The sequence below is a fragment of the Reyranella sp. GW821-FHT14A01 genome (assembly GCF_058803965.1).
In genome coordinates this window covers 1-26,987 of record NZ_JBXAPM010000013.1, presented here as the reverse complement: position 1 = coordinate 26,987, position 26,987 = coordinate 1, and the positions used below count along the sequence as shown (strand labels likewise).

The 26,987-nt window shown below is 66.4% G+C and carries 21 protein-coding genes and 1 tRNA gene; 14 read left to right on the top strand and 8 right to left on the bottom strand.

The window, feature by feature from the left end; translation table 11 throughout:
• The first annotated feature begins 37 nt into the window (after positions 1-37).
• Together AC1ROX_RS22615 and AC1ROX_RS22610 are read left to right on the top strand one after the other, a co-directional pair.
• A complete protein-coding gene (locus AC1ROX_RS22615; RefSeq protein ID WP_493129357.1) occupies positions 38-1,276 on the top strand; it encodes a hypothetical protein in 1,239 nt (412 codons plus the stop codon).
• Entirely contained in the window at positions 1,264-2,640 is a 1,377-nt protein-coding gene (locus tag AC1ROX_RS22610) for a hypothetical protein (RefSeq protein ID WP_493129355.1), read from the top strand. Before AC1ROX_RS22615 ends, AC1ROX_RS22610 begins: the two co-directional genes overlap by 13 nt.
• Before the next feature lie 210 nt (positions 2,641-2,850).
• Here the strand turns inward: AC1ROX_RS22610 and ctaD are convergent, their stop codons facing one another.
• The 4 genes from ctaD to AC1ROX_RS22590 are packed head-to-tail and all read right to left on the bottom strand — an operon-like array spanning position 2,851 to position 7,891.
• Complete coding sequence (gene ctaD / locus AC1ROX_RS22605) at positions 2,851-5,385, bottom strand: cytochrome c oxidase subunit I (protein ID WP_493129353.1); 2,535 nt, start codon at positions 5,383-5,385, stop codon at positions 2,851-2,853.
• Positions 5,382-6,293, bottom strand: a complete 912-nt coding sequence (gene coxB / locus AC1ROX_RS22600; RefSeq protein ID WP_493129351.1) for a cytochrome c oxidase subunit II — start codon at positions 6,291-6,293, stop codon at positions 5,382-5,384. Before coxB ends, ctaD begins: the two co-directional genes overlap by 4 nt.
• 1 nt (position 6,294) lies before the next feature.
• Complete coding sequence (locus tag AC1ROX_RS22595; protein ID WP_493129348.1) at positions 6,295-7,383, bottom strand: c-type cytochrome; 1,089 nt, start codon at positions 7,381-7,383, stop codon at positions 6,295-6,297.
• The gene (locus AC1ROX_RS22590) at positions 7,376-7,891 is read right to left on the bottom strand and encodes a cytochrome c oxidase assembly protein (RefSeq protein ID WP_493129346.1); all 516 of its coding nucleotides are present in this window, start codon (positions 7,889-7,891) and stop codon (positions 7,376-7,378) included. Before AC1ROX_RS22590 ends, AC1ROX_RS22595 begins: the two co-directional genes overlap by 8 nt.
• A gap of 275 nt (positions 7,892-8,166) precedes the next feature.
• Between AC1ROX_RS22590 and AC1ROX_RS22585 the strand changes: the two genes are divergently transcribed.
• Positions 8,167-8,664 (top strand): DUF421 domain-containing protein, encoded by a 498-nt coding sequence (locus AC1ROX_RS22585; RefSeq protein WP_493129344.1) that lies wholly within the window; start codon positions 8,167-8,169, stop codon positions 8,662-8,664.
• 7 nt (positions 8,665-8,671) lie between these two features.
• Here AC1ROX_RS22585 and AC1ROX_RS22580 read toward each other — a convergent pair whose 3' ends face one another.
• From AC1ROX_RS22580 to pxpB, 3 genes are read right to left on the bottom strand one after another with little or no spacing between them, the layout of a single operon-like run.
• Positions 8,672-10,222, bottom strand: coding sequence for an acyl-CoA carboxylase subunit beta (locus tag AC1ROX_RS22580; RefSeq protein WP_493129342.1), 1,551 nt, complete (start codon positions 10,220-10,222; stop codon positions 8,672-8,674).
• Positions 10,223-10,243: 21 nt separating this feature from the next.
• A complete protein-coding gene (locus AC1ROX_RS22575) occupies positions 10,244-11,290 on the bottom strand; it encodes a 5-oxoprolinase subunit C family protein (RefSeq protein WP_493129340.1) in 1,047 nt (348 codons plus the stop codon).
• Positions 11,287-12,024, bottom strand: coding sequence for a 5-oxoprolinase subunit PxpB (pxpB, locus tag AC1ROX_RS22570; RefSeq protein WP_493129338.1), 738 nt, complete (start codon positions 12,022-12,024; stop codon positions 11,287-11,289). Before pxpB ends, AC1ROX_RS22575 begins: the two co-directional genes overlap by 4 nt.
• A gap of 38 nt (positions 12,025-12,062) precedes the next feature.
• Here pxpB and AC1ROX_RS22565 point away from each other — a divergent pair, with 38 nt between their 5' ends.
• The 10 genes from AC1ROX_RS22565 to selB all read left to right on the top strand — a co-directional run bounded on the left by AC1ROX_RS22565 (position 12,063) and on the right by selB (position 26,370).
• A complete protein-coding gene (locus AC1ROX_RS22565; protein WP_493129336.1) occupies positions 12,063-12,860 on the top strand; it encodes a LamB/YcsF family protein in 798 nt (265 codons plus the stop codon).
• Between the two features lie 93 nt (positions 12,861-12,953).
• Positions 12,954-15,251, top strand: coding sequence for a xanthine dehydrogenase family protein molybdopterin-binding subunit (locus AC1ROX_RS22560; RefSeq protein WP_493129334.1), 2,298 nt, complete (start codon positions 12,954-12,956; stop codon positions 15,249-15,251).
• A gap of 46 nt (positions 15,252-15,297) precedes the next feature.
• Positions 15,298-16,542: a hypothetical protein gene (locus tag AC1ROX_RS22555; RefSeq protein ID WP_493129332.1), complete on the top strand. Its 1,245-nt coding sequence runs from the start codon at positions 15,298-15,300 to the stop codon at positions 16,540-16,542.
• A 134-nt stretch (positions 16,543-16,676) separates the two neighbouring features.
• Positions 16,677-19,769 carry a formate dehydrogenase-N subunit alpha gene (fdnG, locus tag AC1ROX_RS22550; protein WP_493129330.1) on the top strand — a complete coding sequence of 1,031 codons (3,093 nt, stop codon included), beginning with the start codon at positions 16,677-16,679 and terminating at the stop codon, positions 19,767-19,769.
• A 14-nt stretch (positions 19,770-19,783) separates the two neighbouring features.
• On the top strand, positions 19,784-20,689 hold the full coding sequence (fdxH, locus tag AC1ROX_RS22545) for a formate dehydrogenase subunit beta (RefSeq protein WP_493129328.1): 906 nt from the start codon (positions 19,784-19,786) through the stop codon (positions 20,687-20,689).
• Entirely contained in the window at positions 20,686-21,315 is a 630-nt protein-coding gene (locus AC1ROX_RS22540; RefSeq protein WP_493129326.1) for a formate dehydrogenase subunit gamma, read from the top strand. Before fdxH ends, AC1ROX_RS22540 begins: the two co-directional genes overlap by 4 nt.
• Complete coding sequence (gene fdhE / locus AC1ROX_RS22535) at positions 21,285-22,253, top strand: formate dehydrogenase accessory protein FdhE (protein ID WP_493129324.1); 969 nt, start codon at positions 21,285-21,287, stop codon at positions 22,251-22,253. Before AC1ROX_RS22540 ends, fdhE begins: the two co-directional genes overlap by 31 nt.
• A gap of 136 nt (positions 22,254-22,389) precedes the next feature.
• Positions 22,390-23,718, top strand: coding sequence for an L-seryl-tRNA(Sec) selenium transferase (selA, locus tag AC1ROX_RS22530; RefSeq protein ID WP_493129730.1), 1,329 nt, complete (start codon positions 22,390-22,392; stop codon positions 23,716-23,718).
• A complete protein-coding gene (locus AC1ROX_RS22525) occupies positions 23,702-24,475 on the top strand; it encodes a tetratricopeptide repeat protein (protein WP_493129322.1) in 774 nt (257 codons plus the stop codon). Before selA ends, AC1ROX_RS22525 begins: the two co-directional genes overlap by 17 nt.
• Complete coding sequence (selB, locus tag AC1ROX_RS22520; protein WP_493129320.1) at positions 24,472-26,370, top strand: selenocysteine-specific translation elongation factor; 1,899 nt, start codon at positions 24,472-24,474, stop codon at positions 26,368-26,370. The genes AC1ROX_RS22525 and selB overlap by 4 nt, the downstream gene beginning before the upstream one ends.
• Here selB and AC1ROX_RS22515 read toward each other — a convergent pair.
• A complete protein-coding gene (locus tag AC1ROX_RS22515) occupies positions 26,360-26,710 on the bottom strand; it encodes a VOC family protein (protein WP_493129318.1) in 351 nt (116 codons plus the stop codon). The genes selB and AC1ROX_RS22515 overlap by 11 nt on opposite strands.
• 75 nt (positions 26,711-26,785) lie before the next feature.
• On the opposite strand from AC1ROX_RS22515, the gene AC1ROX_RS22510 reads away from it, so the two are divergent.
• Positions 26,786-26,881, top strand: a tRNA-Sec gene (locus tag AC1ROX_RS22510).
• Positions 26,882-26,987 lie beyond the last annotated feature (106 nt).

Sequence of the window (26,987 nt, the reverse complement as noted above, 5' to 3'; positions counted from 1 at the left end):
GTGCAGGGGGCTTTTTGTCGATGGATCTGCATTCCTCGTGCAGGTTGCCCGGCGGGAGTTCTTCTTCGACTTCTACGACCCGCGCCTGTACGCGATGGTCCTGGGGCAGGCGCCGATCCTCACGGCGGTGTTCCTGGGGGTCACCGACCTCCACTTCCTGGCGCAGCTCCTGTCGCTCGGTCTCTTTGCCCTTCCGACCGCGCTCTATCACCTTGCGCTGATGCGGGTGAAGGACGATCCCGTCCTGCTGGCCGCGGTCCTGGCGGCGATCGGCGTCGTTTTCATGACGACGTCCTTCTTCATCGTCGGCGAATACAATACCGCCTATGCCATCGGTATCGTCGTGGCCGTCCGGCTGGTGACGGCCAGGGAACTAACCGTCGGCGACGGCGCCTTCCTGGTCGCGGTCGGGCTGCTGGCGATCCGGACCTACGAGGTGATGATCTACCTGGGTCCTCTGCTGGCTGTGATGATCGCCTGGACGGTCTATCGGATCCGCCCGCGACCCCTGGCCGCCACCTTCCTTTACCTGGCGGCGATCCTGCCTTTCCTGGGGGGCATGTGGGTCGCGGCCGATTCGGTGATCCATCCTTTTTCACAGGACCATCTCAGCCGAACCGCAGCAACGGTGCTCGATGCCTGGCAGAACGTGCAGTTCGACCTGGCGCTGGGCGCGGCCCTGGTTATCGCCGGCTGGGCGCTGTTCCGCCCCCAGGACCTTGCCGGTCGCAAGCCCTACCTCTTCGCCGGCATTTTCCTGGTCCTGCTGGCGCTGTCACCGCTGCTCGTGCTGACCGACTCGCTGGTGCGGCCGCACGCCAAGTCGCAATACACCGCCCGCAGCCTCGCCGGCCTCGTCAACGCCACCATCATCGTGCTGATGTGGCTCTATACGTCGCCCCTCGGCGCCCGGTTCAGCACACTCGTCGCGTTGCGCCGGCCCGAAGTATCGCGCCGGATGCTGACGTTCGGCTGCCTGATCGTGCTCGCGGTGCTGCCGTCCAACACCTACCTCACGCTCGAGTGGCGCAGCTACCTTGATACGGTACGATCGATCGTGCGCAGCCAGAGCGGCGTGATCCCCTACGAATCGACGCCGTTGTCGCGGCTCCCCCTCGAGACGCTGGTCGAGGCGTGGATCCTGCCCAGCCAGAGCCTGGCGTTGCGCGGCAAACATGGCGACGGCATCATCGCGCCGCCGCGCGACTTCAATAACTGGCAGCCGTTCCCGCCGTCCGAACCCTATCCGTTGGGCCTCTACATGTGGCGCGACTGACCGTGTCGATCCTGTCGCCGGTTGCCGTCGCCCGGGGTGTCGCGGTCCTGCTCTGGGCCCTCGTGTTGCACAACACGCTGACCTGCCGCGGCCTGTTCTGGGACGGCGCCTCGTTCCTGGTGAACCTGCTCGACCTGGGGCATTTCCACGATTTCTACGCCGCCCGCGCCCATGTCGACTGGGTGACGCAGGCGCCGGTGCTGCTGCTGGCCGACTGGGGTGTGCGCGACACGCGGATCCTGGCCATGGTCTATTCCGCCGCCCTGTTCGCCCTGCCGACCGCCTTCTATCACCTCGCCTTGGTCCGCGTGCGCCGCGATCCGGTGCTGCTGGCGGCGGTGCTGGCGATCATTGCCGCCATCTACCTGCCGACCTCGTTCTTCATCGTCGGCGAATACAACGTGGCCTTTGCCTGCATCACGGCCGCGATGGCGATCGCGCTCACGACGGTTGGTGGCGGCAGCCGCCGCCGGGATGCCGTCCTGCTGCTGGCTTTCGGTCTGCTCTGCCTGCGCTCCTATGAGGCCACGATCTATCTCGGACCGCTGGTGGCCGCCGCGACCCTGTGGTCGGCGCGGCGGGGCGGCGCCGACCCGCTGACGAAGATCCTGTGCATGCTGGCGGCGCTCGCCTTCATCGGTGCGGCACTCGTGTCGGCCGTCACCATCTTCGACTATTGGGATCACCCTCACTTCATGAAGGTGCGGTCCACCAGCGTGGATTTCTGGCAGAACATGCAGTTCGCCATTCCGCTTGCGGGCTTCCTGATCTGTCTCGTCGCCAGCGCGCGGCGCCCGGCCTGGCTGCAGGGACGGGGGCCGGTCGTGGTGATGGGGGTCATCGCGGTGCTGCTGGCCCTGTCGCCCTGGTGGCGGATCGTGCACCCGCCCTCGATCCTCTATCCGCCCTCCCACTATGTCGCGCGCCAGGCGGCCGGCATGCTTCTCGCGGCACTGCTTGTCGGCATGTGGATGCAGGTGGCGCACCGCACGCCGCCGGCGATCTTTACCATCGTCCGACGGCCCGACGTCGCCCGCCGCATGGTCCTGCTGCTCGGCGCGCTCACTCTTGCCGGGGCGGTTCCGGACATCGCGCTGACCCGGCTGTGGAATGCGCATATCGAACAAGTGCGCCTGGTCGTGGACCAGCGGTCGGGCATCGTGCGGGCCGAAACGCTGCCGCTGCACGACTGGCCGGGCAAGCTGTTCCTCCAAGACTGGTCCTATCCGGCATTGAGTGCCGTCGTCAGCCGCACGCCCGGCCAGTCCTACGTCGTCACCGACCAGGATTATCTCAGCAATCCGCCGTTCGAGCCGGCCTGCGGATTGCTGCCTCGGCTGAAGGGATACGGCTGGCGGAGCTAGCTTGCCCGTCGTGCGCGGGCTTCCGACAACCATTCGCTTTCTTTTCGCCCGCACACTGCGACATGGTCCGGGTCGCTTGGCAGGCTGTTGACATCGATCCGTTAACGGTCATCGCGATGCTTCAGGAGCCCCCCGCCCTCCGATTCGTTCGTTTCGTTTATTTCGGATATTTCGTTTGTACGCCAAAACGCCGGCTTTTTTAGCGGCCTGCTAGAGGGCGAATCGGGGAGCGCCGTGAACGATCGCCAGCGTCAGCAATCCCTGCACCACGGCATAGTAGCCCAGGCACCTCGTGTTGTCGAAAGTGACGCGTCTCACTGACGTCAATAGCCCGGCATAGCTGCGGGCCAGCGTATAGAGCGTCATGAGGACGAACGCGGCAACGACCTGTGCCTGTACGGCGATGGCGGCGTGGACGAGGGCGGCGTAGCTGGTGTCGGCCGGGCGCACGCCGGCTTTGGCATGCGCCTCGATGTCCAGCCAGGTCGCGCCGCCGATGGCGAGCGCCGCGACGAACAAGGCCACGCGGAAAACCAGGATGCTCCAGGGAGCGGAACGCCCAACGGCCATGCGCGCGACCATGAGCGCTATGCCCGACGCGATGAGACACCCGGCAACAGCAGCTGGCCATGAAAGATCGGGCAGGCGGTCGTTCACCGATTGCGGCCAGACCTGCGGGGAGACCGTCCAAGTGTAAAAGTAGGAAAAGACCAGTGCCAGGAACAGGGACGCGGCGACCAGCACCAGGATGATCATCGCCCACCATGAATGGGACGCACTGCCGGTCATGTAGGTGGGAATCTTTATGCCCGCGCCGATGTGAACCTCGGGCCCCGGACCGGGATCGGTCTGCCACAGCCAGGCGAACACGAAGCAGAGGCAGAGCACGCCGCACGCCACTGACAGCCCGACCGCCTTGACCGTGAGCAAAAGGAAGAAGGCGGCCATGAACACCGCTGCCCAGAAGGAGCGCCAGCTGGGACCGGGAACCAGCAGGATATATTGCGGCGCGGTGTCGAAGGGAGCGGTCACCAGGGTCTCGCGTCCGCCGGTCGTCGTTCCCGGCAGGAAGTAGCGCCCGTCCTCGACTTCCTTGGCCAGCGTCGGGCGATGCCAGAGAGGATCGCGGTCCTCGACGATGGGAATGCTGCGTGGTCCGTATACGTCGTTGGGCAGCCATTCCAAGGTGCCGGCCTTCCAGACATTCCCGGCGTTATCCGAGATCGTGAATCGGAAGTTGAGCGCGATGTCGACCAGGCAGACGAGGACACCCAGCGCGATCGTGAAGGCGCCCGCGGTCGAGAGCATGTTCGGCCAATCCCATCCGAGGCCCGCCGGATAGGTGTAGACGCGCCGCGGCATGCCCATCAGTCCGGCGATGTGCATGGGGAAGAAGGCCAGGTTGACGCCGATGAACTGCAGCGCGAACGACAAGGTTCCCAGCTTTTCCGAGAGCCGGCGCCGGCTGAAGGCGGGCACCCAGTAGTAGATCGCCGCGAACAGCGGGAAGACCATGCCGCCGAACAGCACATAGTGCAGGTGCGCGACGATGAAGTAGGAATCGTGCGCCTGCCCATCGAACGGCACGATGGCGACCATGACGCCCGTCAGTCCGCCGATGGTGAAGATCGCGAGGAACCCCAGCACGAACAGGCTGGGCACGGTGAACTTCAGCCGGCCGGCCGCCATGGTGGCGATCCACGAGAAGACCTGCATCGCACTGGGAATCGCGACCACCATGCTGGCGGCGGAGAAGAAGGCGAGCGACCATGCAGGGATGCCTGTCGTGAACATGTGGTGCACCCACAGGCCGAACGAGACGAAGCCGGTAGCGACGAGGGCGATGACGATCGGCCGGTAGCCGACCAGCGGCTTGCCGCTCATCGCCGGCACGATCATCGAGACCATGCCCGCCGCCGGGAGGAAAATGATGTAGACCTCGGGATGGCCGAAGAACCAGAACAGGTGCTGCCACAGGAGCGGATCGCCGCCCTTCTCGGCGATGAAGAACGGCCACTGGAAGGCGCGCTCGAGTTCCAGCAGCAAGGTCGCGAGGATGACGGAAGGGAAGGCGAACACGATCATGCCGGCGAAGACCAGCATGGCCCAGGCGAAGACCGGCAGGCGGTTCAGCGTCATGCCGGGCGGACGGGTGCGCAGGATACCGACGATAATCTCGATGGCGCCGGCGATCGCCGAGATCTCGATGAAGCCGATGCCGAGCAGCCAGAAGTCCGCATTGTCGCCCGGCGAGTATTTCGTGCCGGTGAGCGGCGGATACATGAACCAGCCGCCATCCGGCGCCAGCCCCATGAAGAGCGAGCAGAAGAAGACGAGGCCGCCGATTAGGTAGGACCAGAAGGCAAAGGCGCTGAGCCGCGGGAACGGCAGGTCCCGCGCTGCCAGCATCTGCGGCAGCAGCATGACGCCGATCGCCTCGACCACGGGAACGGCAAACAGGAACATCATCACCGTGCCGTGCATGGTGAAGAGCTGATTGTAGGCTCCTTGCCCGACAATCGCCCCGTCCGGCACCGCGAGCTGCAGCCGCATCAGCAGCGCCAGCACGCCCCCAAGGACGAAGAACAGCAGCGCCGCGCCGATGTAGAAGACGCCGATATAGGTGTTGTTGACGACGGTGAGGAGGCGCAGCCCCGTCGGGACACACCACGCCGCCTTCAGCCGCGGCAGTTCTTCCGCCGGGCGCGGCGGGTCATGGGGAAAGCGCTCCGTTTCCGCGGTCACTTCAGGCTACCCAGCCAGGTCGCCAGGAGATCGAGATCGGTGGAATCCAGAAAGGCGAAGGAGGGCATGCGGTTTCCCGGCTTGAGATGCTGATTGTCCCGCACCCAGCGCCGGAAGCTCTCCGTGTCGTTGGGCAGGACCGCGGCGCCCAGCGAGGTTCGCCCGGCGACATGCGTGAGGTCGGGACCGATGGTGCCGTTGGCCTCGGTGCCGCGCACCGTATGGCAGCCCTGGCAGCCGGACTTGAAGAAGACGTCACGGCCTGCCGCATTGGCCGCTGGTGCGGGACCGCGCTCTTTGGCCAGCCACGCTTCGAACGCGTCGGGCTTCATCGCCACGACGTGAAACGACATCAGCGCGTGAGGTCCCCCGCAGAACTCGGCGCACTGGCCGCGATAGGTCCCCGCCTGCGACGCGTGCAGCCGCAGGCGATTGGCCTTGCCGGGGATCATGTCGATCTTGCCCGCGAGGTTGGGCACCCAGAAACTGTGGATCACATCGCGCGACACGAGACGAAGCTCGACGTCGCGGCCGACCGGAATGCGGAGCTCGTTGGCGGTCTCCATCACCTCCTCGCTGTCGGGCGCGTAGCGCACGCGCCACCACCATTGCTCGCCCGTGACCTCGATGTGCAGCGCGTCTGGCGAGGCAGAGGCGGTGCGGGTTCCCGTCAGGATCAGCCCGTAGGTCAGCAGTCCGGCCAGCACGACGATGGGCAGGAGAATGCCGCTCCACACGATGAAGCGATCCGAGGAGACGACACCCCGCCATCGTGCATTGCCCCAGCCCGCGACCAGCAGCGTTGCCGCGACGAGGAGGAAGATGATCGTCCCACCGCCGAACATGATCCAGGAGAGCTGCGCGACGGACGCGGCTTCCGGGCCGTGAGGGACGAGGACCGATTGCATGCTACCGACCCTTCGCGCCGGGAGGCTGCGCGGCGAGATAGATCGCGACGGCCTGCATCTGCTCGTCCGTCATCCGGTTGGCGACGGTGCTCATGAGCTGCTCTTCGGCGGTCGTGCGCCGCTTGCCGTCGCGATAGAGCGCGAGTTGCGTGCTGATATGGTCCGCATGCTGGCCCAGCAATGCCGGATAGGCCTGGTCGCGTTCGGCCGCATTGCCGGCGTGACAGGTGACGCAGGCCGGCACGCCTTGCGCCGGGGCACCGCGCAGGAAAATCGCTTCGCCTTCGGAATCGGAGGCGGGCGCTACGGGATTGCCCGACCTTCCCCCGTTCGACGCATACTGCTTCGCAAGCCACGCCATGTCCTGCTCCGTGAGCTCGGCCGTGGCCGCCTGCATGACGCCGCTCGGACGGCGGCCCGACGCATAGGCCTGCAGCTGCGCGAGCAGCCATTCTTCGGTCTGAAGATCGAGCCGGGGAAAGGCCTTCGTGTTGTGGCCGCGCCCGTCCGTGCCGTGGCAGCGCGCGCAGGTTTCGAGGAACTCCGCCGACCGCGGTGAGTCGGCATCGAGGCCCGCCAGTTCGCGGTAGCGCGCCGGCGTCATTGCCGGCAGCTGGCGCAGGAAGGCCACCATGTCCCACACCTCGTCGTCGCGCTGCTGCGTGGGCCAGGCGGGCATGCCGGTGTATTTCAGGCCGTTCTTCACGATCCAGAACAGCTCGTTCGACTTCCAGGTCGGTACCAGCTCCTTCAGGTCGGACGGCTCCGGCAACATCGTGCGAACGACCTGCATCGAGGGGCCGGCCGGCGAACCGTGGCAGGGCGCGCAGCCCTGCTGGTAATGCGCCGCGCCGCGCCGGAGACGGTCGGCGTCATCGAGCGAGGGCACGGCGATGCCCAAGGCGTGGGTGCGCACCGAGCTCTTCATGCCGAACCTCAGGAAAAGGTCGAAGCCGGGCCAGTGGCCGCGGCTCGCCGCGACGCTGTAGAGCCCGGACCAGGCGACGAGGAGCCCGCCGATCGCTGCCACGACCAGAAGCAAGAATGCGGCGCGGAGCAGCACGCCGAAGGGCGGAATGAAGCTAAGCATCGGCTCGCGCCCAGGGGGCGCTGCGTTCCAGTGAAGCCATCCAGCGTGTGAACAGTGCGATCGATGCCGTGACATAGACCAGTGCGCATGAGGCCATCATGAGCAGCCCGGCGAGCTGCTGATCGTCGAGCGCGATCGCGGTTGGCTCTCCATGTCCGGCGTAGAGCGCGCCGCGGGCAAAGCAGAGGATCGCGCCGAACAGGCAGAAGGCCTTTGCCGTGACCAAGAGGGCGAAGATCGTCTGCCACGACCGCTCCACCGGATGGGTGATCACCGCGCTCCAGAACAGGAAGGCGACCGCGAAGAGGCTGGCCTGCATGAGCACGGTCAGCACGAGGTCATGGCGCGCGGCGTCGAACAGGACGGGAAGATGCCAGCCCCAGAGGAGGCCGATCTGAAGCACCGTCGAGATGGCCAGCACGCCGGAGACGCGGATATGCAGGGCGGCGGCGAACAAGAGCGCCGCGATGTTCATGACGACCAGGTGCTGAAGCATGTGGCCGGCCAAGCCGGCATGCGCCCAATTCCACGGTCCCCAGGCGAGACCCAGCGCGAGTACACCACCGCCAAACAAGCCCGGTTTTGTCCACGCTTTCATGGGCGCACTCAGTGCGCCACCGGGCATCCCGCTTTGGACAGGCGGAAGCCCCCAAAGCTTCCCGGGAGACCGGGGTGCCCGGTGGAGGGGGCGATGGTGGGACTTTGGCTGGACATCGGGCGGCAACGCAGCGGCGCCTGATGCGTTGCAGTGCGGCTGTACGGAGGTGGCGTCTGGAGGCGTCCTTGGATTGGCTGCTGTCGATCGATTGGAATTCCATGTTCGTGCCCACCATCGCATTGGCCGAACTGGCGCTGCGGGGCGTGCTTCTTTACCTCACCATCCTCTTCCTGCTCCGCTTGGTTTTGCGGCGCCAACTGGGCGGCATCGGGACGTCCGACGTGCTGGTGATCGTGCTGGTGTCAGAAGTCGCCGGAAACGGCTTCGCGCCGGAAACGCGCTCGATCAGCGAAAGCGCCTTCGTGGTGCTGGTGATCCTGATGTGCAGCTATATGATCGAATGGCTGCAGTTCAGGTTTCCTGCGTTTGAACGCCTGACGCGCGAGCCCAAGCTGAAACTCATCGACGACGGCCGATTGCTTCACCGCAACATGCGCCGGGAGTACGTCACTGAAAGAGAACTCATGGCCCAGCTCCGCGAGCAGGGGCTGGACGACTGTCGTCAGGTCAAGGAAGCCTACATTGAGGCCGACGGGCGCATCAGCGTCATCAAGAAGGAATGACCCTGCTTCAGGGCCGCATCCACATGTTCGCAGGGCCGCTGCCGCGCACCGGCGCGGCAAGGTCGACGAACTCGCAGAGGATCTTGCGCGTGTCGCGCGGATCGATGATCTCCTCGATCCAGAAGGTCTCGGCACTGCGGAACGGCGAACGCAGCTTGTTCAGCCGGTCGCCGATCTCTTCCATCTTGGCCTTGGGATCGTCGGCGGCGTCGATGTCGGCGCGGTAGGCGGCCTCGATGCCACCCTCCAGCGGCAGCGATCCCCAGCGGCCAGACGGCCAGGCATAGCGCCAGTTCATGCGCGAGCCGTTCTGGTGCGCCGCACCCGCCACGCCGAAGGCGTTGCGGATGATGAAGGTGCACCACGGCACTGTGGTCTGGAACATCGACGACATGGCGCGCACGCCCTGGCGGATGACGCCGCTCTTCTCGGCTTCGAGCCCGATCAGGAAGCCGGGGCAGTCGCAGAAATAGACGACCGGCATATGAAAGGTTTCGGCGAGGTCGAGGAAGCGCGTCACCTTCTGGCAGGCATCGGCCGTCCAGCCGCCGCCGTAGAACATCGGGTCGCTCGCCATCACCGCGACCGGCCAGCCGTCGACGCGGGCGAAGCCGGTGACGACCGAGCGTCCATAGAGGCGGCCCATTTCGAAGAAGCTGCCCTGGTCGACGACCTTCTCGACGATCGGGCGGATGCGATAGACCTTGCGGATGTCGCGCGGGATGACGTCGAACAGCGACTCCTCGCGGCGTGCCGGATCGTCGGTCACGGGACCGCGCGGCGGCGCGTCGTACACCGACGAGGGCAGGTAGGCGAGGAAGCGGCGCGCCGCGGCGAATGCCTCGTCCTCGCTGTCGACCGCTTCGTCTATCGCGCCGGCGCGCAGCTGGATCTCCCAGCCGCCCAGCTCCTGCTTGTCGAACTGCTTGGCGCCGAGGCGGTTCACCACCGGCGGGCCGGCGACGAACATCGCCGAAACGTCCTTCACCATCACCGAGTAGTGCGTGGCCGCGAGTCGCGCGGCGCCCAGACCCGCGACGGAGCCGAGGCCCAGGCCCACGGTCGGCACGGCGCCCATGTTGCGCACGGCCCATTCCCAGCCGGCGACGCCGGGCACGTTGGCGCGACCGGTCGTCTCGATGGTCTTCACCGATCCGCCGCCGCCCGAACCCTCGATCAGGCGAATGACCGGGATTCGGTACTGGTTGGCGTAGCGTTCGACGAAGTTGGACTTCTCCTTGATCGTGGCGTCGGCCGAGCCGCCGCGCACGGTGAAGTCGTCGCCGGTGACGGCGACATGCCGCCCGTCGATCTTGCCGCGGCCCATCACCACGTTGGCGGGCGTCAGGTCGACCAGGTCGTTCTTGCCGTCATACTCGGCCTTGCCGGCGACGCTGCCGATCTCGCGGAAGGACTCCTTGTCGAGCAGCCGTTCGATTCGTTCGCGCACCGTGAGGCGGCCGCCATCGTGCTGGCGCTTCACCTTGTCTGCGCCGCCCATGCGCTTGGTCATTTCCTGACGGCGGCGCAGCTCGTCCATTTCCGGTTGCCAGCTCATGACGGCGCTTCCTCGTGGTTCTTATTCGTAGACGATACCGTCTATCAGGTTTTCTTCGTAGAGCCGGGCCAGGTCGATACCGCCTGGCGGGCGCGCTACGACGAAGCCTGCAATGGCACGTTGCAGGCGGGTCTCCTGGTCGCGGCGCAGCTTCTCGGCTTCCTCGACGGTGATCGCGGCGAAACGCACGGTCTGGCCGGGCAGCAGCCGGCCGAGGCGCGGCAGGTCGACGGAAGCGACGGTGGCGATCTTGGGATAGCCGCCCACCGTCTGGCGATCGGCCATCAGCACGATCGGCAGGCCGGCGCCGGGCACCTGGATGGCGCCGGGCGCGATGCCGTCGGAGATGATGTCGGCGCCGCCCTGGTCGACGCTCTTGGCGTGCGCGATTGTCGGTCCCTCGAAGCGGATGCCCATGCGGTCGGCTTCCTTGGAGACGCGATACTCCGACTCGACGAAAGTCCGGCGGCCTTCCTCGCTGAAATATTCCTCCTGCGGCCCCCAGATCACGCGCAACGCGCCGCTGCCATAGTCGAACGGTTGCGCGAGCTTGCGTTCGTTGCCCGCGGGTGCGTTTGCCTTCGCCAGCGGCAGGAGATCGCCGGCGGCGAGCTTGCGCCCGTCGAAGCCGCCGATGCCGGCCCTCGAATAAGTCGAGAGGCTGCCCATGAAGGGCGGGATGTCGAAGCCGCCGGAGACGGCGAGATAGGCCGTGCTCGATCCCTCGATCATGCCGACCCTCAGGATCTGCCCACGCTTCAGCAGATGGCTGCGATCGGAATCCAGCGGCTTGGGCGTGGCGTCCGGCCCCTCGATTAGCGAAGGAGAGAGCGGTCCCACCAGAGCCACGCGCACGCTGTCGGCCTCGACCAGCAGGTCGGGGCCCATGACGCCGATCTCGAGCCCCGCGGTGCTCGCGGGATTGCCGGCCAGCGCATTGGCGAGGCTGAGCCCGATTCGGTCCATCGCGCCGGCTGTCGGCATGCCGAGCGCCATGAATCCGGTGCGGCCGAGATCCTGCAGCGTGTCGAACAGACCAGCGCGGACGACTTTCAGACCCGCGCTCATTTGTCTTTCACCAAGCTCGACCAGTCGAAGCTGCCGGCCTCGACCTCGCGCGCGATGCGGTCGAAGCTCTTGCGGTCGATGCGCTCGAAGGTGAGCGAGTCACCGGGTGAGAGGAACACCGGCTGCTCGCGGCGCTTGTCGAACATCCAGAGCGGCGTGCGGCCGATCAGGTGCCAGCCGCCCGGGCTCTCGAACGGGTAGATCGTCGTCATGTCCATGGCGATGGCGACCGAGGAGCGCGGCACCCTCACCCTCGGCTGGCTGCGGCGCGGCAGGAAGAGGGATTGCTCCAGTCCCGCGATGTAGGCGAGGCCCGGCATGAAGCCCAGCACGTAGACCTTGAAGGGCGAGGCGAGGTGGGCGGCGATCACCTGCTCCGGCGACTTCCTGGTGCGCTCGGCAACCTCGGCGAGGTCGGGCGCGAATTCCGGATCGTCGTAGCAGCAGGGGACCGTGACCTGGCGGCTATTGGCATCGACCGGCAGGCCTCGCGCGATGAGTGCATCGACCTGGGGCTGCAGGTCGGCCCGGCTGGTCGACAGCGGATCGTAGGTCACCATCAGGGACCGCATGGTGGGGACGGTCTCGACGACGCCCGAAATCTCGCCGGCCTCGCGGGCCAGGGCGATGGCGGCATGCAGCGCCATCACCCTGCCGTTGATCTCGGGGGAAATCTCGTTGCCGAACTCGACAGTGAAGGCGGTGTCGCCGCAGGATAGGTACCGAACGCTCACATCTGCTACGATAGCGCCTCGAATTGAGGGAGTCTCCCATGGCCGCCGCAACGAACGCTGGACACGTGAACATCAATTCCGACCTGGGCGAGAGCTTCGGTCCCTGGGTGATGGGCAACGACAACGAGGTGCTTAAGATCGTGACCTCGGCCAACGTGGCCTGCGGCTTTCACGCCAGCGATCCGGTCGTGATGATGGATACGGTGAAGCTCTGCACACAGAACGGCGTCTCGATCGGCGCCCATCCGGGCTTCGCCGACCTGCAGGGCTTCGGCCGCCGCGTCATCAACCTCACGATCAAGGAGCTGGAGGCCAACATCGCCTACCAGATCGGCGCCTTGCAGGCGATCGCGGCCCTCCATGGCGGCAAGGTCACCCACATGAAGCCCCACGGCATGATGGCCAACATGTCGGCCGAGAGCTCGGAAATGTCCGAGGCCATCGCACGCGCGACCCGGGCGGTCGATCGCGACCTGATCTTCCTCGCCCAGGCCAATACCGAGCAGGGCAAGGCTGCCCGCAAGCACGGGCTGCGGGTCGCCGAGGAGGTCTTTGCCGACCGCACCTACACCGATGCCGGCTTCCTGACGCCGCGCAAGGAAGCCAATTCGATGATCAAGGACCCGGCCAAGGCGGTCGAGCATGTCCGCCGCATGGTCGACGAGCAGGCGATCTATTCGACCTCGGGAAAGCGCATCCCCTGCCAGGTCGATTCCATCTGCGTACATGGTGACGGGCCGACGGCCGTGACCGTCTCCAAGGCGGTCCGCGAGGGGCTGGAAGCGGCCGGAATCCGCATCGTTCCGCTGCCGGAGATGCCCAGCCTCCGCCACTGAGCGGCGGGGCGATCCGTCGCCCCGGCTTGTGGGACGCCGCTTCGCCGCTATAGTCCGGCCGATCCAGGACGGGTTTAGCGGCGGGAGTGGCGTATGGCGGTTTTCGGTAAGGCTCAGTACATCAAGCGTGTCGAGGACGACCGGCTTCTGACCGGCACGGGCGGCTTCACCGACAACCTCTCGCGCCCGAACCAGGCCCATGTGGTCCTCGTTCGTTCCCCGCACGCCCATGCAAAAATCGTCAAGATCGACACAACGGCTGCCAAAAAGGCGCCGGGCGTGGTCGCGGTCTACACCTGGGCCGACATGGAAAAGGAAGGCGCCGGCAACTTCGCCTTCCCGACGATGTTTCCCGCCGCCGACGGCAGCAAGCCCGAGATGACGCCGCGGCGCTCGCTGGCCCATGAGGTCGTGCGCTATGTCGGCGAGGCGGTCGTCGCCATCGTGGCCGATACGCGCGAGCAGGCCCAGGACGCCGTCGAGCTGGTCGACATCGAGTACGACCAGCTCCCGTCGGTCACCGAGATCGAGGATGCGCTGAAGCCCGACGCGCCGCAGGTCTGGCAGGGCGCGCCCGGCAACATCGCCGGCTACAACAAGTTCGGCGACAATGCCAAGGCCGAGGAGGCCTTCAAGGCGGCCGCCCACGTCGTGTCGCTCGACATCATCCACCAGCGCCTGATCGTGAACGCCATGGAGCCGCGCGCGGTGATGGCGGAGTGGGAAGGCGACCGGCTGATCGTCCATATCGGCAGCCAGAATCCGTCGGTGACGCGCGACACGCTGTGCGACGTCATCCTCAAGATGCCGAAGGACAAGGTCCGCGTCGTCGTGCGCGACATCGGCGGCGGCTTCGGCATGAAGGTCGGCATCCAGCCGGACGAGGCGGTGGCGGTGTGGGCCGCCAAGGTGCTGAAGCGCCCGGTGCGCTGGCGCGCCGAGCGCGGCGAGGAGTTTGCCGCCACGACCGCCGGCCGTGACCAGTTCCACAAGGCCTCGATGGCGTTCGACAAGGACGGCAGGATCCTGGCGTTGCGCGTGGAAGCCTTCGCCAATATCGGCGCCTACCCGTCGCGCGGCGGCGTGGTGATCCCGCTGTTCGTCGGGCCTAAGGTGACGACCGGCACCTACGACGTCCCGCTGATCGATCTCAAGATCACCTGCGTCATCACCAACACCGCCACGATCGGCGCCTATCGCGGCGCCGGCCGTCCGGAGTGCATCTTCAACCTCGAGCGCATGATGGACACGGCGGCGCGCCAGATCGGCATGGATCCGGCCGAACTGCGCCGGCGCAACTTCGTGACGCCCGAGCAGATGCCCTACACGACGGCGATGGGCGAGAAGTACGATTCCGGCGACTTCAACCTCTTCCTCACCAAGACGCTCGAAGCGGCCGACTGGAACGGCTTCGCCGCGCGCAAGGCGGAGGCGGAGAAGCGCGGCAAGCTCTACGGCCGCGGGCTCGCCTCCTATGTAGAATGGACCTCGGCCAACGTCCTGAACGAGATGGCGCATTACGAGGTCCGGGAAGACGGCAAGGTCGTGATCTGGATGGGCACCCAGGGCATGGGACAGGGGCTGCAGACCAGCTTCACCCAGCTCGCCTCGGAACTGCTGGGCATCGACCCGTCCCAGATCGAGATCGCCATGGGCGATTCCGACCGCGTCGGCGGCGTCGGCTCGATGGGCTCGCGCTCGGCCTATATCGGCGGCTCGGCCGTGCTGAGCGGCAGCGAGAAGCTGGTCGACAAGGGCAAGGAACTGGCGGCCGACGCGCTGGAGGCGGCCACCGCCGACATCGTCTATTCGGCCGGCCGCTTCACCATCACCGGCACCGACCGAGGCATCGGCCTCGGCGAACTAGCGGCGAAGCAGCCCGACAAGCGCATCTATATCGAGAACGTCAACGCGGTCGACGGTATCGCCTGGCCCAACGGCGCCCATGTCGGCGAGGTCGAGATCGATCCCGATACCGGCATGGTCGAACTCAAGCGCTATACGACGGTCGACGATGTCGGCAAGCCGCTGCACCGGCCGATCGTGTTCGGCCAGATCCAGGGCGGCTGCGCCCAGGGCATCGGCCAGGCGCTGCTGGAGGAGAACGTCTACGACCGCGAGAGCGGCCAGCTCATGACCGGCTCGTTCATGGACTACGCCATGCCGCGCGCCGGGACGTTCCCGAATTTCAACAACCAGCTCGACGACACGGTGCCGGCCAAGAGCAATCCGATCGGCGCCAAGGGCGTGGGTGAGTCCGGCACGGTCGGCTCGACCCCCACCGTCATGAACGCGATCATGGATGCGCTGTGGCCGCTGGGCGTACGCAACATCCAGATGCCGGCCACGCCGCAGCGTGTCTGGCAGGCGATCCGCGAAGCGGCGAAGTAGACGGAAGCGGCGGGCTGCAGGGGCGCGCCGGAATGGAAGAGCAGAAATGAAGAAGCGGATCTTCGGCCTGATCACGGTCCTGTTCGGGATCGTCATGGCCCTGGCGTGCATCGAGGTCGCGGCCATTGCGCTGCTCTACGTGGAGGACGGCCGCTACACGCCGGCCGCCGAGCTGTTCGAACGCACGCAGAACACCTACGTGCGCGACGCCACCAAGGGCACCGCCTGCCGCTACGTCGACACGCTCTACCCGCATCCCTATGTGGCCTTCGTTCATCACGCGAACCCTCCCTGCGGCATTCCCTATTTGAATGCCCAGGGCCTGTACGGGCCGGATTTCCCTGCCGTCCGCGATCCGAATTTCTATACGATCATGCTGATCGGTGGCTCGGTCGCCTCCCAGCTCGCGCAGAACGGCTATCCCAACTGGCCGCGCTATTTCGAGGAGGAGCTCAACCGCCGCTTCGTCAGCCCCAACGGCAAGCCCTGGCGCGTGCTGAACGGCGGCGACGGCGCTTGGAAGGAGCCGCAGCCCTTCATCCTGTTCTCGCTCTATGCCAGCGCCCTCGATGCCGTCGTCAACCTCAGCGGCTACAACGAGCACTACTACTTCCGGCCCTGGATGCAGGAGCGGCTGGAGCGCCCGGCCAGCAATTTCCTCGACGTCAACCCGTTCGTCGCCGACGAGAATTTCGGCGATGCCGCGATCGGCTGGGTGCTGGGCCGGATTTCCGGCTCGATGGCGCAGAATCCCATCCTCGGCAATTCGCACGCCGCTTACCTGATCATCCGCGGTATCGAGGCGGTGGCCAAGGGCAAGGACTCTTTCCAGTCGAACAAGCGGACGACCATCTCCGGCATGTTCGCCCTGCCCGAGTCGATCTACAAGGATCCCGATACGCTGTTCAATTTCCAGCTCGGCCTGTACCAGAAATACCTGCGCGCGACCGAGGCGGTGGCGCGCGACAACGGGCTGAAGTCGGCCTATTTCCTCCAGCCCGCCCCGTCCGCCGGCAAGACCCTGACCGAGGACGAGAAACGGGCCGTCGGCGACCTGAGCTACGGCCCGCTCTACCAGCGCATCATCGCCGGCATGCTGACCCTGAAGGATCGCGGTCTGGCGATCTATGACCTGGGCGACATATTCGCCGCCGAGTCGATCACGATCTACGAGGATCAGATCCACTTCCTGCGCGACCGCAATAGTGGAGAGAGCCGCGGCTACCGCCTGATGGCCAAGCGCATGGCCGACCAGCTGGCCGAGACCTGGAGCCTCAAGGCCAAGCCCTGAAATCCAGTTCAAATTTCAGCAATTGTGGAAATACCTGTTGATTCAGCGGCCCTGACGCGTTTCACTATCCGAGACGGCGCATAAAAAAGAGGCAGTCAACTGCCTCAAAGCGCCGCTTAGGATGGGAGCGAAACATGGCCGTCACACGCCGGCAATTCATGAAGGTGAGCGCTGCCGGGCTCGCCGCGTCTTCGGTTGGCGCGCTGGGCTTCATCGGCGCGAGTGAAGGACTGGCCGCGGGCGTGCGGCCCTACCGGCTCGAGAAGGCGACCGAGACTCGCAATACCTGCCCCTATTGTGCGGTGGCCTGCGGCGTCCTCATCTACTCGTCGGCCGACGGGACCAAGGACAGCAAGGCCAAGGTCGTCCATATCGAGGGCGACTCGGACAATCCCATCAATCGCGGCACGCTCTGCGCGCGCGGCGCGGCCTCGCTGGGCTTCGCCAACAGCCCGAACCGCCTCCAGTACCCGATGCACCGCAAGCCGGGCTCCGACAAGTTCGAGCGCGTGAGCTGGGACTTCGCGATGGAGCGCATCGCCAAGCTCGCCAAGGAAGATCGCGACAAGAACTTCGTCACGAAGAATCGCGACGGCGTCACGGTCAACCGCTGGTTGACCACCGGTTTCTTCGCCGGCTCCTCGTGCAGCAACGAGGCGGGCTACCTCACCTACAAGGCCATCCGATCTACCGGGATCCTGGCCTTGGAGGACCAAGCCAGAATTTGACACGGACCGACGGTGGCCAGTCTTGGCCCCACATTCGGACGTGGCGCGATGACGAACTCGTGGAACGACATCAAGAATGCCGATGTCGTCCTGATCATGGGCGGCAATGCCGCCGAGGCCCATCCCTGCGGCTTCAAGTGGGTGGTCGAGGCGAAGGCCAATAACGGCGCCAAGCTGATCGTGGTCGATCCGCGCTTCACGCGCTCGGCCGCGGTGTCGGATCTCTATGCGCCGATCCGGCCGGGAACCGACATTGCCTTCCTGTCGGGCGTCATGCGTTACCTGCTGGGCAACGGCAAGATCCACCAGGAATACGTCAAGTCGTTCACCAACGCCTCGTACATCGTGAAGGAAGGCTTCAAGTTCGAGGACGGCCTGTTCGCGGGCTATGACGAGTCGAAGAAGAACTATGTCGATCGCTCGACCTGGGATTACGAGTTCGACGAGCAGGGCATGGCCAAGGTCGACGAGACCCTGCAGGACCCGCGCTGTGCCATCAACCTGCTGAAGGCCCATGTCGAGCGCTACACGCCCGAGATGGTCGAGCGCATCTGCGGCACGCCCAAGGACAAGTTCCTGAAGGTCTGCGAGCTGATCGCCACGACCGCCAACGGCGAGCGTTCGATGACGTCGCTCTATGCGCTGGGCTGGACCCAGCATACGACCGGCGCGCAGAACATCCGCAGCATGGCCATGATCCAGCTCCTGCTGGGCAACATGGGCATCCCGGGCGGCGGCGTGAACGCGCTGCGCGGCCATTCCAACGTCCAGGGCATCACCGACTTCGCCCTGCTGTCGACCTCGACGCCGGGCTACCTGGTGCTGCCGACGGAGAAGGAAACCACCTACGCCGACTACATGAAGTCGCGCGGGTTCAAGCCGATCCGTCCCGGCCAGACCAGCTTCTGGCAGAATTACGGGAAGTTCTTCGTCAGCCAGCAGAAGAGCCTGTTCGGCGCGGCGGCGACCAAGGAGAACGACTGGGCCTACGATTACCTGCCCAAGTTCGACACCGCCTACGACGTGCTGAAGATGGTCGACATGATGGCGGGCGGCCAGATGAACGGCCTGTTCTGCCAGGGCCTCAACATCATGATGGCCGCGCCCAACAAGGCGAAGGTCGTGTCGGGGCTGTCGAAGCTCAAGTGGATGGTCATCATCGACCCGCTGGAGACCGAGACGGCGCACTTCTGGGAAAACCACGGCGAGTTCAACAACGTCGATCCCAAGGCGATCCAGACCGAGGTGTTCCAGCTTCCGACCACCGCCTATGCCGAGGACGAAGGCAGCTTCACCAACTCCAGCCGCGTCATCCAGTGGCACTGGAAGGCGGTGGACGGGCCGGGCGAATCGCGCAGCGACATCCAGATCATCGCCGATCTGCACAACCGCCTGCGGGCGGCCTATGCGAAGGACGGCGGTGCCTTCCCCGATCCGATCCTCAACACGTCGTGGAACTACGCCAAGCCCGCGCATCCCGAACCGGTCGAGCTCCTGAAGGAGATCAACGGCTACGCGCTGGAGGATCTGCCCGATCCGGCGGACCCCACCAAGGTGATGCTGAAGGCCGGCCAGTTGCTGCCGGGCTTCGCGGTCATGCGCGACGACGGCAAGACGTCCGGCGCCTGCTGGATCTACACCGGCGTCTATACCGAGGCCGGCAACATGGCGATGCGCCGCGACGCCAGCGACCCGACCGGCCTCGGCATCCATCCGAACTGGGGCTTCTCCTGGCCGGCTAACCGCCGCATCCTCTACAACCGCGCCTCGGCCGATCCGGCGGGCAATGCGTGGAGCGAGCGGAAGAAGTACATCACCTGGAACGGCTCGCGCTGGGTCGGCGGCGACGTGCCCGACTACGCGCCCACCGTCGCGCCCGACAAGTCGGTCGGCCCGTTCATCATGAACCAGGAAGGCACGGCGAGGCTGTTCAGCCGCACCGCCATGCCGGATGGGCCGTTCCCCGAGCATTACGAGCCGATGGACGCCTACATCGCCAACCCGCTGCATCCCAAGGTCACCACCAATCCGGTGGTCCGGGTATTTGCGGCGGACGCGAAGTCCTTCGGCACGCCCGACAAGTTCCCGATCGTGGCGACCTCTTATCGTCTCGCCGAGCACTTCCACTACTGGACCAAGAACGTGCACGATAATGCCGTGGTCCAGCCGGAGATGTTCGTCGAGATGGGCGAGCGGCTGGCCAACGCCAAGGGTATCAAGAACGGCGACTGGGTCGAGGTTTCGAGCCAGCGCGGCATGATCAAGGCCAAGGCGTCGGTGTCCAAGCGCATCCGGCCGATCATGGTCGACGGCAAGCCCTGCGACGTGGTCGGCCTGCCGATCCATTACGGCTTCATCGGCCTCACGCGGAAATCCTACCCGCTCAACACGCTGACGCCGCCGGTCGGCGACGCCAGCACCAATACGCCGGAATACAAGGCGTTCCTGGTCGACGTGAAGAAAACCACCCCGCCGGCGTCGCAGCCGGCCGTGGCCTGATCGGGGAGGGTGAGATGTCCGTGATGCAAGCCCTCGATCTCCGCCGCCGGTCCGCCTCCAGCGTGCCGCCGCCCGTCGCCGGCAAGCCCGCTGCAGTGCCTGTTGCCAAGCTGATCGATGTCAGCAAGTGCATCGGCTGCAAGGCCTGCCAGACCGCGTGCCTGGAGTGGAACCAGCTCGACCAGCCGATCGGCTACACCGACGGCACCTACAACAACCCGACCGATCTCACGACGGCCTCGTGGACCGTGATGCGCTACACGGAGTACGAGCACGGCGACGATCTAGAATGGCTGATCCGCAAGGACGGCTGCATGCACTGCGACGATCCGGGCTGCCTCAAGGCCTGTCCGGCGCCGGGTGCGATCGTGCAGTACACCAACGGCATCGTCGACTTCATCTCCGACAACTGCATCGGTTGCGGCTACTGCGTGAAGGGCTGTCCCTTCAACATCCCGCGCATCTCGCAGGTCACCAGCAAGGCCTACAAGTGCACGCTCTGCTCCGACCGCGTGGTGGTCGGCCAGGCGCCGGCCTGCGCCAAGGCCTGCCCGACCCAGGCGATCTATTTCGGCACCAAGGAAGACATGATCGCCCATGCCGGCAAGCGCATCACCGACCTGAAGTCGCGCGGCTACCAGAATGCCGGCCTCTACAATCCGCCGGGCGTGAACGGCACGCACGTCATGTACGTGCTGCAGCATGCCGACAAGCCATCGCTCTATGCCGGCCTGCCGGACAATCCGCACATCAGTCCGCTGGTGGGCATCTGGAAGGGCGTGATGAAGCCCCTGTCGCTGGCCGCCATCGCCTTCGCCGGCGCCTTCGGCCTCATGCACTACGTCACCAAGGGACCGAACAGGGTCACCGAGCACGACGAGGAGAAGGCGGCCGAACTGGCCGGGAGTGAGAAGGTATGACCGAGCACACGAAGCCGGTAAGCCGCTACACGACCGCCGCCCGCATCAACCACTGGATCACGGCGGTATCGCTGATCCTGCTGGCGCTGAGCGGGCTGGCGCTATTCCATCCCTCGCTCTACTTCCTCACCTACCTGTTCGGCGGCGGGCAGATGACGCGCATGCTCCATCCGTGGATCGGCGTCGTGCTGGCCATCAGCTTCCTCGGCCTCTTCCTGCGCTTCTTCACGCTCAACTTCTGGAACCGTGACGACACGGTTTGGATGAAGAACCTGGGATCGGTGATCAACAACAAGGAAGAGGGGCTGCCCGAGCTGGGCAAGTACAATGCCGGCCAGAAGCTGGTCTTCTGGGGCCAGTCGATCCTGATCCTGCTGCTGCTCGGCAGCGGCTTCGTGCTGTGGGACACCTACTTCTTCTCCTACACCACGATCGACCAGAAGCGGCTGTCGGCGGTGGTCCATGCGCTGTGCGCCATTGGCGCCATCCTGATCTGGATCGTGCACGTCTACGCCGCCATCTGGGTCAAGGGCACGCTGAGCGCCATGACGCGTGGCTCGGTCAGCGGCGGCTGGGCGTGGAAGCATCATCGCAAGTGGTTCCGCCAGGAAGTCGGCAAACCCTGAGCGCCGGTCCCGACAACCCGACGGCCAACTTCGGCGAAAACATCCTCGGCGCCGCCGCCGAGGGTGAGCGCATTCGCCTGCCCGACCTCTCGACGGTCTTCCAGATCCGCGCCGCCCGCCTGCTGGCGCTGGCGCCCGGCCACGATCTCGAAGGCTTCCTCCGCCTGATCGCGGCGCTCGTCGAGGCCCAGCACAAGGCGCTGGCCGGCTTGCCGCCCGGGTCGCTGCCCGGCGCCGCCGAGATCGGCAAGGCGAAGCTGGTGCAGCGCGCACCGCTCGATCCCGCGATCTGGTCGCGCGACGAGAGCTGGCGCGTGGCGCTGGCGCGGATCGTGGAGACGATCGATCTCGATGTCCTGCCGGACTCGGCGCGAGCGGCACGGGACGCGCTGGCGCAAGCAAGTCGGGCATCGCTAGAGTCCCTCGCGGACCGTTTCCTCGGCGGCGATGTCGCACCCGGCGAAGCGGCTCAGGTCGTGTTCGTGGCGGCGGCCCTGCAGGTCGCCTGGACGCGCATGGCGGCACTGCTCGATGCCGGCGACCTCGCCAGCGAGACCGAAAGCGGCGAATGCCCGGCCTGCGGATCGCCACCTGTGTCGGGCCTCGTCTCGCCCGGCGGCACGAAGTTCGGGCACCGGCATCTCCATTGTTCGCTGTGCGCCACGTCGTGGCGCTATACGCGCGTGCGCTGCGTGCATTGCGGCAGCACCGACAAGGTTTCGTTCCGCAATCTGGCGGGCACGGCCTATCTCCGCGCGGAATGCTGCGACGTCTGCCAGGGCTATTCGAAGGTCTTCTATCTCGAGAAGGCCCGCGCCCTTGAGCCGCTGGCCGATGATCTGGCCTCGCTGGGCCTCGACGTGCTGGTGGGCGAGGAGGGCTTCGCGCGCGTGCCCAATCCGTTTGTGCTGGGCATGATGGAGCAGCCGGAGAATTGATTGATCGGCCGTTGGGCCTGAGCCATGTTGGGTGTCGGCGGATGCCGTTCGCCCAACTTCTGTAGGAAACGATCCCGTGTCGCGTGCCGACCGCGCCGATGGCGCCTCCGAAATCCGTCCCGTGTCGATCGATCGCATGGCCTCCTGGCCGACCCTCGCGCCGCTGATCGAGCGCGCCGGCCGTCCTCTCGTCGTCGAAACGCTGCGGGCCTGGGTCGACGCGAAGCGGGGCACACAAGAGGTCGCCGACGAAGCCGCCTGCATCCTCTGGTGCACGGCGCGTCTCGGCGCGTTCCTGCAGCCCTCGCAGCGCCGCGTGTTCAATCTCACCGGCACCGTGCTGCACACCAATCTCGGCCGCGCGGTCCTGGCCGAGGAAGCCATCGCGGCAGCGGTCGAGGCGATGCGCTCGCCGACGACGCTCGAATACGATCTGGGCGGCGGCGCCCGAGGCGAGCGCGACGATCACATCGCGCCCTGGCTCTGCCGGCTGACCGGCGCCGAGGCCGCGACGGCGGTCAACAACAATGCCGCCGCCGTGCTGCTGGTGCTGAGCGAGCTGGCCGCCGGTCGCGAGGTCATCGTGTCGCGCGGCGAGCTGATCGAGATCGGCGGCGCCTTCCGAATCCCCGACATCATGGCGCGCGCCGGCTGCCGTCTCATCGAGGTCGGCACGACGAACCGCACGCATCTCAAGGATTATGTGGCGGCGATCGGCCCCGACACGGCCGCCATCATGAAGGTCCATCCTTCGAACTACGCGATCCAGGGGTTCACGAAATCCGTTGCGGCGGCCGAGCTCGTGCCGCTGGCGCGCGAGAAAGGCGTGGCGCTGATCGAGGATCTCGGCAGCGGCACCCTGGCCGATCTCGAAACCTGGGGCCTGCCGCACGAGCCGACGGCGCGCGAGGCCATCGAGTCCGGTGTCGATGTCGTCACCTTCTCCGGCGACAAGCTTTTGGGCGGCCCTCAGGCGGGCTTGCTGGTCGGCCGCAAGCCGCTGATCCAGCGGATCGCGAAGAACCCGATGAAGCGGGCGCTGCGCTTGGACAAGGTACGCCTCGCAGCCCTCGAAGCGACGCTGCGGCTCTATGCCGATCCGACGCGGCTGGCCCAGCGCCTCCCGACCATCCGCGCGCTCGCGCGACCGGCCGCCGAGATCCGTGCGGTGGCGGAACGGCTGCTGCCGGTCGTGCAGGCGGCATTGGGCGCCGATGCGAAGGTGAGCGTTGCGGAGGTGCGGGGCCAGATCGGATCGGGCGCGCTGCCCGTCGACCTGCTGCCGTCGTTCGCGATCGCGATCAACGCCAAGGGCCTCGACAAGATCGCCGACAATTTCCGCCGCCTACCGGTTCCAGTGATCGGCCGGATCGGCGACGGCACGCTCTACTTCGATCTGCGCACGCTCGACGATGAGTCGGCGTTCATTGCGCAACTGGACAAGCTCCATGTCGTGGCTGGCTAGGCTGCTCGACCGCACGCCGCCGCCGGAACAGCGGATGGCGGAGGCGCTGGCTGCATGGAAGGCCGGCGACTACGGCATCGCGCTCGACTTGTGGGCACCGCTCGCCCATGAAGGGCATGCGCGGGCGCAGAGCAACATGGGGGCCGCCTTCCTCGAAGGGCGCGGCGTCGAGCAGGATCATGCGAAGGCGATCCTCTGGCTGAAGCGCGCTGCCGAACAGGGCGATGCCGGCGGGCAGCGCAATCTCGCCCTGTGCCACTACGAAGGCTGGGGCGTGCCGCAGGACCAGGCCGAAGCCGCGCGACTATACGAGCAGGCGGCAGAGCAGGGCGATGCCGAAGCGCAGGACATGCTGTCCTGGATGAAGCTGCTGGGCGGCGGCTGCGCGCAGGATTACGCCGGCGCACGGCTGTGGGCGGAGAAGGCGGCGGAACGCGGCAGTGCGGCGGCGATGGCCCGGCTGGGCGACATTCACCACAACGCACTAGGCGTCGAACGCGACGCGGCGGCGGCGGCCGATTGGTGGGGACGTGCGGCGCGGCTCGGTCATCCCGAGGCGCAGGCGATGCTGGGGGCGGCCTATCTCGCCGGCAAGGGCATCGAGCGTGACGTGGTGGAAGCGCTGCACTGGCTGCTGCGCGCGCAGGCGCACGGCGCGGGCGAACTGGCGGCCGGCTTCCTGAAGGAGGCGCGGGCGCATGCCAAGCCCTCGCAGCGCGCCGAAGCCGAGCGCCGCGCCGAGGAGCCTTTGCCATGATCGTCGGAACGGCAGGCCATATCGATCACGGCAAGACCGCGCTGGTGAAGGCGTTGACCGGTGTCGATGCCGACCGTCTCAAGGAAGAGAAGGCACGCGGCATCACCATCGACCTGGGCTACGCCTACAGCGATCTCGGCGACGGCCGCCAGCTTGGCTTCGTCGACGTACCGGGTCACGAGCGCTTCGTGCACAACATGCTGGCCGGCGCCACCGGCATCGATGCGGCGCTGCTCGTCGTGTCCGCGGCCGAGGGCATAAAGCCGCAGACCGTCGAGCATCTGCAGATTCTCGACCTGCTGGGCCTCGATCGCGGCATCGTGGCGCTGACCAAGTCCGACCTCGCCAACGAAGACCAGCTGCTGGAGCGGATGGCCGAGATCGAGACGCTGCTTTCCACGACGTCGTTGCGCGGCGCGGAGATCGTGCCGGTCTCGGCGATGACGGGGCAGGGGATCGACGAGCTGAAGGAAAAGCTGCTGGTCCTCGGCGAGAGCGGCAAGGGCGCGGCAGGCTTCGCACGGCTGGCGGTGGATCGCTGCTTCGTGCTGTCCGGCGCAGGTGTCGTCGTCACCGGCACCGTCCATGCCGGCGAGATCAGGGTCGACGACCGGCTGCTGCTGACGCCGTCGGGCATCGAGGCGCGGGTGCGCTCGCTGCACGCGCAGAACCGGCCGGCCGAGCTCGGGCGCGCCGGCGAGCGCTGCGCGCTCAACCTGGCCGGTCCGAAGCTTTCCAAGGACGCGATCAAGCGCGGCGAATGGGTGGTGAGCCCCGAACTGCACGCGCCCACCGATCGCATCGACGTCCGGCTGAGCCTGCTCGCCTCGGAAGCGCAGCCGCTGAAGCACTGGTCGCCGGTCCACGTTCATCTCGGATCGGCGCATGTGATGGGCCGCGTGGCGCTGCTCGAAGGCGAGCGGCTGGCGCCGGGCGACACGGCGCTCGCCCAGATCGTGCTCGACGAAAAGGTCGGCGCGCTCGCAGGCGACCGGGTCATTCTCCGCGACCCGTCCGCCACCCGCACGATGGCCGGCGCGACGGTGATCGATCCCTTCGGGCCGCCGCGTAACCGGCGCGCCGAGCGGCGCCTGCTGGAGCTGGCCGCACTCGCCGAGGCCGACAGCGAAGTCCTGCCGCGGCTGTTGCGGCTGGAAAGCGGGTTCGTCGACCTGGGCCGTTTCGGCCTGTCGCGGAACCTGCGGCCCGCGGAGGTCGAGAAGCTTCTCCTGGCCGCGGACGGTCAGAAGCTCGAAGGCTTCGGCTTCCTGGGCGAGACGCTCGACGTGGCGGGCCAGGACATCGTCGAGACGCTCAAGACCTTCCACGAGACCAAGGCCGATGCGCCGGGCCTTCAGGCGGAGCGGCTGAGGGTGATCTTGAAGCGCCGCTGGCCGGCCGCCGTGTTCAAGGTCCTAATCGACCGGGAGATCCGCGCCAAGACCGTCGTGGTCGACGGCGCCTTCCTGCGTCTGCCCGGTCATTCGCTGAAGCTCGGCTCGCGCGACGAGGCGCTGTGGCAGAAGATCCATGCCGACATGACGCGCGATCGCTTCAAGCCGCCGCGAGTCCGCGACTTCGCCCAGGCCTACAACGCGGCGGAGGTCGACACGCGCCGGCTGCTGCAGCGCCTGGCCAAACTGGGGCGCGTCGTCGAACTGGCGCCGGACCATTACTTCCTGCGCCCCGTGGTCGCCGAGATGATCGGAATCGCCAACGGCTTCGATCACGAATTCAGCGCCGCCGAGTTCCGCGACAAGCTCGACAACGGGCGCAAGCTGGCGATCCAGATCCTGGAGTTCTTCGACCGCCACGGCATCACGATACGCCGCGGCGATCTGCGCCGGCCGGTGCGGCAGAAGGCGCTGCACTACGGCCCGCCGCCTACGCCTTAGGAACGGGTCCGCTCAGGCTGACCGGCGCGCCATCGGGCCCGCTGAACAGCGACAGCAGGAAACCGTGCTCCTCGTGCGGCGCGCCGCCGACGTTCACGCCTCGTGCGGAGAGTTCGGCGCGCTTGCTGGCAAGATCGGGAACGCGCAGGCCGGGCTGCCATGTCCCTGCCGGATTCGCTGCCGATGCTGGCTGAAGAGCAAGCCGGGTCGCGCCGGTGTCGAATTCGGCCCATTCCGGGGTCTCGAACTTGAGTTTCAATCCGACGGTGTCGCGCCAGAAGGCAACGGCTGCGGCAAGGTCGGAGACGTTGGCGATGACGTACTTCAATTCGACGGTCATGGTCTTGAATCCCTTGATGAATTTCATCCTAGCACACAGGTGACATGGACCCGGTTCTGGTGAATCATCCGCCCCGGAGGGGAAGCGCTCCCGGTGGGGCGGCTGGCCTTCAAAGCCAGAGAGGGCCGTCAGCCGGTTCTTAGTGGGTTCGACTCCCACTCTCTTCCGCCAATTCAATACTGGCCATTTGATGTTGCCCAGCTAGAGTCTTTCCGAGGCTGATTGAATCGGAAGGGATTCCCAAATCGAGAGGACTGTGATTCAAACTGCTGACCGA

What these genes read in the sequence shown, in the direction of transcription:
- AC1ROX_RS22595 (WP_493129348.1), bottom strand. Translation starts at nt 7,383, where the DNA reads ATGCTTAGCTTCATTCCGCCCTTCGGCGTGCTGCTCCGCGCCGCATTC.
- selA (WP_493129730.1), top strand. Translation starts at nt 22,390, where the DNA reads ATGGCCTCCTGGCCGACCCTCGCGCCGCTGATCGAGCGCGCCGGCCGT.
- AC1ROX_RS22575 (WP_493129340.1), bottom strand. Translation starts at nt 11,290, where the DNA reads ATGAGCGCGGGTCTGAAAGTCGTCCGCGCTGGTCTGTTCGACACGCTG.
- AC1ROX_RS22560 (WP_493129334.1), top strand. Translation starts at nt 12,954, where the DNA reads ATGGCGGTTTTCGGTAAGGCTCAGTACATCAAGCGTGTCGAGGACGAC.
- selB (WP_493129320.1), top strand. Translation starts at nt 24,472, where the DNA reads ATGATCGTCGGAACGGCAGGCCATATCGATCACGGCAAGACCGCGCTG.
- AC1ROX_RS22565 (WP_493129336.1), top strand. Translation starts at nt 12,063, where the DNA reads ATGGCCGCCGCAACGAACGCTGGACACGTGAACATCAATTCCGACCTG.
- AC1ROX_RS22555 (WP_493129332.1), top strand. Translation starts at nt 15,298, where the DNA reads ATGAAGAAGCGGATCTTCGGCCTGATCACGGTCCTGTTCGGGATCGTC.
- AC1ROX_RS22580 (WP_493129342.1), bottom strand. Translation starts at nt 10,222, where the DNA reads ATGAGCTGGCAACCGGAAATGGACGAGCTGCGCCGCCGTCAGGAAATG.
- AC1ROX_RS22540 (WP_493129326.1), top strand. Translation starts at nt 20,686, where the DNA reads ATGACCGAGCACACGAAGCCGGTAAGCCGCTACACGACCGCCGCCCGC.
- coxB (WP_493129351.1), bottom strand. Translation starts at nt 6,293, where the DNA reads ATGCAATCGGTCCTCGTCCCTCACGGCCCGGAAGCCGCGTCCGTCGCG.
- AC1ROX_RS22515 (WP_493129318.1), bottom strand. Translation starts at nt 26,710, where the DNA reads ATGACCGTCGAATTGAAGTACGTCATCGCCAACGTCTCCGACCTTGCC.
- AC1ROX_RS22525 (WP_493129322.1), top strand. Translation starts at nt 23,702, where the DNA reads ATGTCGTGGCTGGCTAGGCTGCTCGACCGCACGCCGCCGCCGGAACAG.
- fdxH (WP_493129328.1), top strand. Translation starts at nt 19,784, where the DNA reads ATGTCCGTGATGCAAGCCCTCGATCTCCGCCGCCGGTCCGCCTCCAGC.